General features: G+C 69.9%; 5 protein-coding genes. 1 reads left to right on the top strand and 4 read right to left on the bottom strand.

Annotated elements, in window-relative coordinates; all coding sequences use genetic code 11:
* From ACFU5F_RS37330 to ACFU5F_RS37315, 4 genes are all read right to left on the bottom strand, one after another.
* On the bottom strand, positions 1-893 hold an 893-nt coding region (locus tag ACFU5F_RS37330), incomplete at its 3' end, for an aspartate aminotransferase family protein (protein WP_383897460.1).
* Between the two features lie 1,373 nt (positions 894-2,266).
* The gene (locus ACFU5F_RS37325; RefSeq protein ID WP_383897457.1) at positions 2,267-2,491 is read right to left on the bottom strand and encodes a hypothetical protein; all 225 of its coding nucleotides are present in this window, start codon (positions 2,489-2,491) and stop codon (positions 2,267-2,269) included.
* Positions 2,492-2,587: 96 nt separating this feature from the next.
* Positions 2,588-3,271 carry a haloacid dehalogenase type II gene (locus tag ACFU5F_RS37320; protein WP_383897454.1) on the bottom strand — a complete coding sequence of 228 codons (684 nt, stop codon included), beginning with the start codon at positions 3,269-3,271 and terminating at the stop codon, positions 2,588-2,590.
* Positions 3,272-3,776: 505 nt separating this feature from the next.
* Complete coding sequence (locus ACFU5F_RS37315; RefSeq protein ID WP_383897452.1) at positions 3,777-4,994, bottom strand: PucR family transcriptional regulator; 1,218 nt, start codon at positions 4,992-4,994, stop codon at positions 3,777-3,779.
* A gap of 750 nt (positions 4,995-5,744) precedes the next feature.
* On the opposite strand from ACFU5F_RS37315, the gene ACFU5F_RS37310 reads away from it, so the two are divergent.
* Positions 5,745-8,771: an aminotransferase class III-fold pyridoxal phosphate-dependent enzyme gene (locus ACFU5F_RS37310; protein ID WP_383897449.1), complete on the top strand. Its 3,027-nt coding sequence runs from the start codon at positions 5,745-5,747 to the stop codon at positions 8,769-8,771.
* Positions 8,772-8,870: the final 99 nt, after the last annotated feature.

Raw genomic sequence — 8,870 nt, 5'->3', positions numbered from 1 at the left:
CAGGCAACGGCGTTCGCGCCGTACGTCCCGCCCTGCGAGCCGGGCCAGGCCTTGGCCATCAGCTCCTCGCGGGCGGCGATGCCGGACAGCGGGAATCCGCTGGCCAGGCCCTTGGCGGTGACGAGAATGTCCGGGGTGACACCGAAATGGTCGTGGCCCCAGAAGCGGCCGGTACGGCCGACGCCGGTCTGCACCTCGTCGAGGATCAGGAGGAAGCCGTGGCGGTCCGCGCGCTCGCGCAGGCCCTCCATGAAGGAGCGGTTCGCAGGCACATAGCCCCCCTCCCCGAGGACCGGCTCGACGATGATCGCGGCCGTGTCGGCGGGCGAGGAGATCGTCTGGAGCGTGTAGTCCAGCTCCCTCAGCGCGAAGCGGGTCGCGGTCTCCTCGTCCCAGCCGTAGCGGTACGCGGCGGGGAACGGGGTCACGACGACACCACTCATCAGCGGCGAGAAGCCGGACCGGAAGCGGGTCCCGGAGGTCGTCATGGCGGCGGCCGCGACCGTACGGCCGTGGAAGCCGCCGTGGCAGACGATGACGTTCGGCCGGCCGGTGGCCTGACGGGCCAGCCGCAGCGCAGCCTCCACGGCCTCACTGCCGGAATTGGTGAAGAACAGACTGTCCAGACCGGCCGGCAGCACCTCGCCCAGCTTCTCGACCAGACGGCGCAGGGGCCGGTGCATGACCGTCGTGTACTGACCGTGGATCAGCGAGCCCACCTGCTCCTGAGCCGCCGCCACGACCTCGGGGTGGCAGTGACCGGTGCTGGTCACGCCGATACCGGCAGTGAAATCCAGATAACGGCGACCGTCCTCGTCGAAGAGGTGGACGCCCTCACCACGAGCCGCCACCACGGGCGTGGCCTGGCGAAGGTGCGGCGACAGTGCAGTCATGTACGTCTCCCGGGCCTCGGTACTCCGTCTGCTGGGGTCTCCCGAGCATCCCGGCGGACGAGGACCGCGCCAACGCGCGATGTGTCCGGCCCGGACGCCACATCCGGACAATGTGTCAGCCCCGTGGACGCGCCGACGGACACGGTTCCACCCGAAGCTGCTCCCGCGCAGGTCAGCCGGGCTCGTCAGAGGGGCCGGGCACTCCCTCCGTTCCTCGGGCCTGCCCCGGGGTGGGGGGTCCCCGTGGAGACACCGTGAACGACGATCGGCCGACCGTTCAGGGGCCACGCGCCCGCTCACCGTGGCGCGGGGCCACGGAGGCGGCCTTCCCGCTCCGTGCGATGCCGAGGGCTGGCGACCGGCCGGACGGGTTTCGCTGATGAGCGCCTGGCCGTCGCGGGTGAAGTGGCGGGCGAGCCAGTCGTCGCGACCCAGGGGAAGAAGGTACTGTTCACCGACTTGCCGAGTGTTCCGGTCGGCCCTGACCTGTGATGATGCGTCACGTAGGTGTTCAGGGCGAGCAAGGTCCGCCCCCTCTCACGCCAGAGAACGGCTTGGCAGGACGACCAGGCAGGCCGGCTGAGCAGAGGCGAAAGCCGGTGAACAGGGCGAGGAGTTCGCCTTCCCACTGTTCCGGGAGGGACGGGTCCATGCAGGCGAGGTCGAGTTCGTCGGCGGCCGTGAGCTCGGCGATGTCGTGACGCCGTTGTGGTTCGGGGAGGCCGGCGTGACCGGTGAACCGGTCACGGACGTAGCCATCGGCGCTGAGGTGCGCGAGGAGTCCGCTCCGGGACGGGCCTGAGCGGATGAGGACGGGAAGACAGACACGGACGGGCTCTGTCAGTCGCTCGGGGTCGGCACCCGTCCGTGTCTTCGCCCGGAGCCCGGACCGCGCGAAGACAGGTATGACGGCAGCGGTCGAGCCCGGTGACGAGATCCGCGACCGCGCTTTTCGAGCGCCGGAAACGACAAGGCAAGGGCCAGTGGAGTGCGGACACCTCCACTGGCCCTTCCGATGGCCCTTCCGATGTATCGCTGCTGGTCAGCGCAGCCGGTCCTTCGCCTTGCAGTAGGCGCCGCCGAACGGCAGGAACCAGGCGGTGCCGTTGTGAAGCGGCACCGGGACTAGGCCCGCCGAAGCCGCGCAGGGGGCTGGCCTCCGGGTGGCCCTCCATCAGCTCGGCCATGGCGCGGCCCGTGCAGGTGGCCATCTGGACACCATGACCGCAGTAACCCATGGAGCAGTAAAGGCCGTTGGCCTCACCCGCGTGCGGAACGCGGCCCAGGAGAAGCCGACCGTGCCGCCCCACACCTAGGCGATCCGCACGTCCGCCACCTGCGGGAAGGTCTCCGCCGGTTCCCGCTTCAGGACGTCACCGCTCTCGACATCCGAGGCGGGGTTGGAGGGGGCGAAGCGGGCCCGACCGCCGAAGGCGAGGCGGTCGTCCCGGGGTGAGGCGGATGCAGTGGCCGATGTTCTTGGACTCCACGACCACACGGTTGTGGGGGATGAGCTGCTGGGCCCGCTCCTCGCCCAGCGGCTCGGTGACGATGACGAAGCTGCCGACGTAGATCAGCTGCTTGCGGAACCAGGACATGGCCTTGTCGCTGTGGGCGTCGGCGGCCGGTGGGCACCCTTGGGTACGTCCTCGGGTCTTCCTGGTCCTCCAGGGGTGTTTCTCCGGGTCCCGGCCTCAGCAGCCGAGCAGGGCCGGCAGGCCGGAGAGGTCGGGCAGCTCGTCGTAGGGCTGGTAGTCGGCGCTGCCGCGGGCTCCGACGGAGCCGTTGTGGCCGTAGCGGTTGATCCACACGCGGCGAGCGAGGCCGAGGTCGCGGGTCGGGATGAGGTCGTACTCCCAGCCCTGGGCGACGTGGATGACCTGGGCGGGGTCGATGTCCATGGCCTGGAAGGCGTACTCGAAGGTCTGGCGGGACGGCTTGTACGCCTTGGCCTGCTGGGCGGTGACGACATGGTCGAACTCGACGCCCATGTTGGCCAGGTTCTGGGCGATGAGGTCGTCGTCCGTGTTGGAGATGATGGCGATCTCGTACCGGGACTTCAGCGCCCGCAGGGCGGCCGGGACCTCGGGGTGGGGGCCGAAGGTGGGCACGGCCGCGACCAGGGCCTCGCCGTCGGACTGCCGGTACTCCAGGCCGTGCAGACGCATCGCTGTCTCCAGGCTGGCGGGCAGCACCTCGCGGAAGGGGCGGTATGCCTCCAGGACGGCGTGGAACCGCATGATGCGGAAGTCGTCGAGGAACTCGTCGACGTTCAGACGGTCCAGGTCCAGCCGGTCGGCCAGGAGCTTCAGGGTGGTGGGGCCGAGCTGGAAGTCGACCAGGGTGCCGTAGGCATCGAAGGTGACGATCTGACGCATGATGTTCAACCTCTTTCCGGGCATATCAGACACTTCGTTCACCGGGAGTCACGATCTCGTCGAGTGCGGCCAGGTCCGCCGCCTCGGGGGTTCAGAAGGCTGCGGCGTTGGCGGCGACCTGTTCAGGGGCGGAGGGCTTGAGGGGGTGCCCGAGGGGCCGCCGCTGGAGGACGAGCCCCCGGGCAGGGCCGGGGACGGTGAATGCTGATCAGGTGATCAGCGGCGGCACCATCACTGCTCCGAGAGCGATGAGCCTTTCTCCAACCCGAGGTGATGCGTCAGTGAAGCACCGTGGACAATCCCGCAACAAGGGACGCGAGGCTGCGAGATCGACCGCGCATTTTGTGCCTGTGCACAATGTCCTGTCAGGAACCTGGTGCGGTTCCCGCCGAACGAGGCCGCCGCCCTCATGAAGGGCCATTGGCCTCTGACGGCCGCGTTTTGGCTGTGGCGCTCTCGGGCGCGGTCCCCGGCCGGTTGCCGCAACCCGTCCAGCAGTCGGTGGTCAGGACACCGTCGCCCGGAAGCGGGCGCCCGCGTCCGTATCCAGCCAAGCCAGGGCGAGGACCAGCCGGGCGGCGTCGTTCGGTCTGGACAGCTTCAGCCCGGTCGCCTCTTCCGCGGCCTGCAGGCGATTGCCCACCGTGTTCCGGTGCCGGTAGGTGCGTGCGGCCACCTCGGCAACCGATCCCAGGTCGAGGTACCGGCGCAGGGTCTCGACGATGTTGTCGCTGTCGCGCAGCTCGAGGAGTGGGCGCAGCACGCCGGTGGCCATCGCACCGGTGAGCTCCTCCTGCGCCGACATGATCGCCCCGACCCAGTGGCCCTCCACATGCCGCACTCCGGGCTGCGCGGAGCTGCGGATCGCGGCCCGCGCGAACCGGATACCCCGCGCCGTCAGCGCCAGCCCGGGGACTTCCGCGACGCCGCAGCGCCACGGAGCGAACGGCCGCAGCATGGCAAGCATGGCCTCTTGATCGCACCGTCCGTGACGGATGATGCCGAGGAGCTCGTCACCCATCCATCCGAAGTGACGCAGCAGACCGCCCCGACGCAGCGCATCGTCGACCTGGGACAGAGCCGGGTCCCCGGTGGGAACGGATTCGACCACGACCACGGTCAAGGCGACGTGCTCGGAGAAGCCCAGCAACGTCGAGGCCTCGGCGACCGTCGCGGGATCCTGCTCCCCTTCCAGGACGAGGCGGCTGAAGGCGCGGTTGCGCACCTCCGTACGACGGCTCGCCAGGTCGCGCTCGGTGCGGCGGTAGGCGTCGACGACCTCGACGCTGTTGGCGTCCGTCGCCTCCCAGACGCGGATCAACCCGTCGAGGAAGTCGGGATCGGCGCTGATGCCACGTGCTCGCCCCTCCGCGAGCACGGCCTCCCACAGGGTCCTGAGGTCCAGTTGGAAGGAGTGCATCAGAGCGGTCAGGGGGAACGCCTGTTCCGCTCGCTCGCGTCCCACGTCCTCGGTGGCGCGCGAGACCGTCCGGGGCACGGGACCGCCGGCCAGCCGGGTCAGGGCGAGTTCGAGGGTTCGTCGCATCCCCTCCCGTTTCTGGACCGGGTCCCAGTCCGCCGACGCGTAGGCGGGCTCCTCGGCTTCCAGCTGTTCGAGAGCACGCGAGGTCAGTTCGTCGAGGCGTTCCTCGAGGAGCTGGCGCGCGATCGCCTGCACGGCGTCATGGCGGGCCCCACCCTGGCGGCGTCCCGGGCCGCTCACGAGGACCGCCCCTCGCGACGACCGCCGTCACCGGACGGATACGGGGCCGTCTCCGGGACATGCCGCTGACATGCCCGTGGGGCTTCCTGCCGGAGATTGTGCACAGGCACAAAATACAGGTCCGATGTCGCGGCCTCGCGTCCCTTGTTGCCGGATTCTCCGCGGTGTTTCACTGACGCATCACCTCGGGCTGGAGAGGGCTCGTGAATGACCACCCACTTGGAGCTGGAGCAGCCATGGCGCTTCCGTAGGCACCTGATCCCCAGTCCGTCACCTTGAGCAGGCGCCGCTGAGAGACACCGCGTCCCTCGAGTCAGTCTCAGCCTTCCGCTACGGGGCCCAGGGGGCGAGGGCCGAGGGCCAGAACGTCGCCTGGGACGCCATGACGGCCGCCGCGTGAGCTGATGGCTGGTCTCGATGACCGGTCTCGATGGCTGGTCTCGATGGCTGGTCTCGATGAACGCTCCGCCTTTGACGCACGGCCCACCTCGGACCTGATCGCCGACCTGTCGGTCACCGACGTGGTCGAGATCCGTGCAGCCCGTGGAGCGATCGAGACCGCAACCACGGCCGCCTTTCCCGCCTCCTCCCGGGAACCGCATCGACCGGACCGTCCGGGAGCCCGACTGACAGCGTCGGGCAGAGGGCCGACCCAAGTGGCGGCGGAGGACCGGCCCACGACCCGAGCGTCGTGACGCAGGCCCACGGTGACTGATGAGCGACCTGACGACGAAGAGAGAGAACGCACCGATGACCTCAGCGACCACCACCTGCCAGGACGGAACGACCATCCCCGGTCACGCCGGCCAACTGCCCGGCTCGCTCCTCGATCACGTGCTGCGGCAGTCCTTCGGACTCGAGGGATATGCCCAGCACCCCCTGGGAGGGGAGGTCGACCAGAACGTCCGGATCACCGGCGCCGACGGCAAGCGCTACTTCGTACGGGTCACCCGCGCGGAGCCGGACTCGGCCGACGTCCTCTGGCAGAACTCGCTCCTCCAGCACCTGGCCTCCACCGTTCCCGGCCTTCCGGTGCCACGGCTGGTCCCGACACGCGAGGGGAAGTTCCTTGCCCCCGTCGTCCACGAGGGCCGCACGCACGTGGTCCGCGTGATGACCTGGCTCGAGGGCCGGGTCCTGGCGGAACTCGACGACCACCCCACGGCGCTTCTGCGTCGGCTGGGAGAAGCCGCCGGGCGGCTGAGCCTCGGACTCTCCAGCGTGGAGCCACCGGTGGGCTTGGAACCGCACGACTGGGACATGCGCCGGGCCACCGAGATCGTCGAGGCGTCGCTGCACGCGGTACAGGACGCGGACCGGCGGGAGTCGGTGGGCACGATCATGGGCTGGTACGACGATCTCCTGCCGGCATGGGACCGACTGCCGCGGAGCGTCGTGCACCAGGATCTCAATGACGCCAACGTCCTGGCCGACGCCGACGAGGACGGGGTGCTGCGGATCTCGGGCATCGTCGACCTGGGCGACTCGCTCTACAGCGTGCGCGCGGCAGAGGTGGCGATCGCGGCGGGCTACGCCATGGTCCGCAAGGCCGACCCGCTGGCTGCCGCGGCCGAAGTCGTGGCCGGCTTCCACTCGGTGCTCCCCCTCACGGCCGAGGAACTGGCGGCCGTCTATCCGTTGGCGGCCGCACGGCTGTGCATGAACGCCGTGACGTGGACGCGCCGGGTCGCCGAGAGCGACACCCCGTACGGGCGGAGCCGCATGCAGCACACCTGGCCCGCGATCGCGCAGGTGGCCGAGGTCTGTCCCGACGTCGCCGAGGCGACGTTCCGGGTCGCGTGCGGGCTCCCCCGGACGCGGGAGCAGCGGGGACTGGAAGAGGTCCTGGCAGAGGCGGCCCGAGAGGGCTCCGCGCACGCACCGGCCCCGCAGCTGCTCGACCTGCGACCGGCAAGTGATCTCTACGACGACGTCGACTGGCACGACGCGAGGGCGGTGCGCGCGAGCATCGACGACGTCCTCGACGGACGACGGCGACGGGGCTACGTGCCCCACCTCAGCGCCTCGCTGCTCCTGGGGGGCAGGCGCCGTCCGGGAGCCGACGAGCCCGCGACGGTTCAGGTCGGCGGCTCGCTGATCATGGCCGACGCCGAGGAGGTTGCCAGCCCGCTGTCCGGCGTCGTCGAGGCCCACGGTGGCGCCGGGATGCCGTTGGTACTGCGACACGCGGTCGGGGGGCTGGAGTTCTGGACATGCTGGTGGGGACTCGACGACACGCCACCCGTGGCGGCGACAGTCCCGGTCGGGGCGCCGTTGGGACGCGCCGGCGCGAGCGAGGACACGGACCCGCTCGGTTCCTGCGTCCAGGTGCAGGTCCACCGCACCGCGCGGATGGCCACATGGCCGCCGCCTCGTGTCGTGCCGCCTTCCGCACGGCAGGTGTGGAGCCACCTGTCACCCGACCCCGCCCGGCTCCTCGGGTTCACCGAGTCCCCCGCCGCGGTCCCCACCATCGACGACGTCGTCTCGGTGCGCCGTCGCCACATCGCCCGCTCCCAGCGCAACTACTACCGCACCCCGATGAACCTCGTGCGTGGGCGGGACGTGTGGTTCCACGACGAGGACGGCCTGGCCTACCTGGACTCGTTGAACAACGTCACCCACGTCGGTCATGCCGAGCCACGGGTGACGGCCGCCGCCGTCCGACAGATGCGCAAGCTCAACACCAACAGCCGTTTCGTCTACCCGCAGATCGCCAGTTACGTGCAGAAGCTGGTAGCCACGCTGCCCGACCCGCTCGAGGTCGTCTTCCTCGTGTGCACGGGCAGCGAGGCGAACGACCTGGCGCTGCGGATCGCCCGCCAGGTGACAGGTCGTCAGCACATCGTCAACATCGACGGCGCGTACCACGGAAACACCGGCGTGGTGACCGGGATCAGCCCGAACCGTTACAAGGGCCCCGGCGGCGCCGGTGCACCCGCGACCACCCACGAGGTCGTCATCCCGGACCGCTACCGCAGCACCTACGGGTACGACGACACGGACGCCGGAGTCAAGTTCGCGCGCGACGCCGCGGCTGTCATCGAGCGGATCACGGCCGACGGCCGACCCCCGGCCGCCTTCATCGCCGAGTCCCTGATGGGATCGGGTGGGAACATCGTGTTCCCCGACGGCTATCTCGACGGCGTGTTCACCGCTGCAAGGCGGGCGGGCGCCCTGTGCATCTCCGACGAGGTCCAGGTCGGCGTCGGACGACTCGGGCCCTGGTGGGGGTTCGAGCTCCAGGGGGTGGTCCCGGACATCGTCACGATGGGCAAGCCGCTCGGGAACGGGCACCCCCTCGCGGCGGTGGTCACGACTCGGGAGATCGCCGACGCGTTCGACACGGGCATGAAGTACTTCAACACCTTCGGCGGCAACCCGGTCTCCTGCGCGATCGGCGAGGCCGTGCTCGACATCGTCGAGCAGGACGGACTGAGGCAGAACGCCGTGAGCGTGGGCGGGTACTTCGCCCAGTCGCTGCGCGAGCTCCAGCAGAGCCAACCGCTCATCGGTGACGTGCGGGCGGAAGGGCTCTACCTCGGCGTCGAACTGGTCCGTGACCGCGCCACCAAGATGCCGGCCACCGAGCAGGCCTTCATGGTCACCGAACTCATGAAGGAGCGCGGCGTCATCGTCTTCCCCAATGGCGTGCACGACAACGTACTGAAGATCAAACCGCCCATGACCTTCCGCCGCGAGCACGTGGATCTCTACGTCGACGCGCTGGACGAGGTCCTGTCCCTGCCGGAGCTGCGCTCGGCCGTTCAGTCCTGAGACAGGCAACCGTCTGCTGGGGCAGTGCACGAGAGTGGCCCACCTCCCGGCCGATCGACTTCGTCACCACGAACGACCGCTTCGCGGCCTGAGGCCGAC

The organism is Streptomyces sp. NPDC057438, from assembly GCF_042802995.1.
Taxonomy (GTDB): Bacteria; Actinomycetota; Actinomycetes; order Streptomycetales; family Streptomycetaceae; genus Streptomyces.
Note: the sequence above shows the minus strand (reverse complement) of the source record. Positions and strands in the feature narration are given on the sequence as shown.

Coding starts and splice junctions, on each gene's coding strand:
- ACFU5F_RS37320 (WP_383897454.1), bottom strand. CDS start 3,271: ATGCGTCAGATCGTCACCTTCGATGCCTACGGCACCCTGGTCGACTTC.
- ACFU5F_RS37325 (WP_383897457.1), bottom strand. CDS start 2,491: ATGTCCTGGTTCCGCAAGCAGCTGATCTACGTCGGCAGCTTCGTCATC.
- ACFU5F_RS37310 (WP_383897449.1), top strand. CDS start 5,745: ATGACCTCAGCGACCACCACCTGCCAGGACGGAACGACCATCCCCGGT.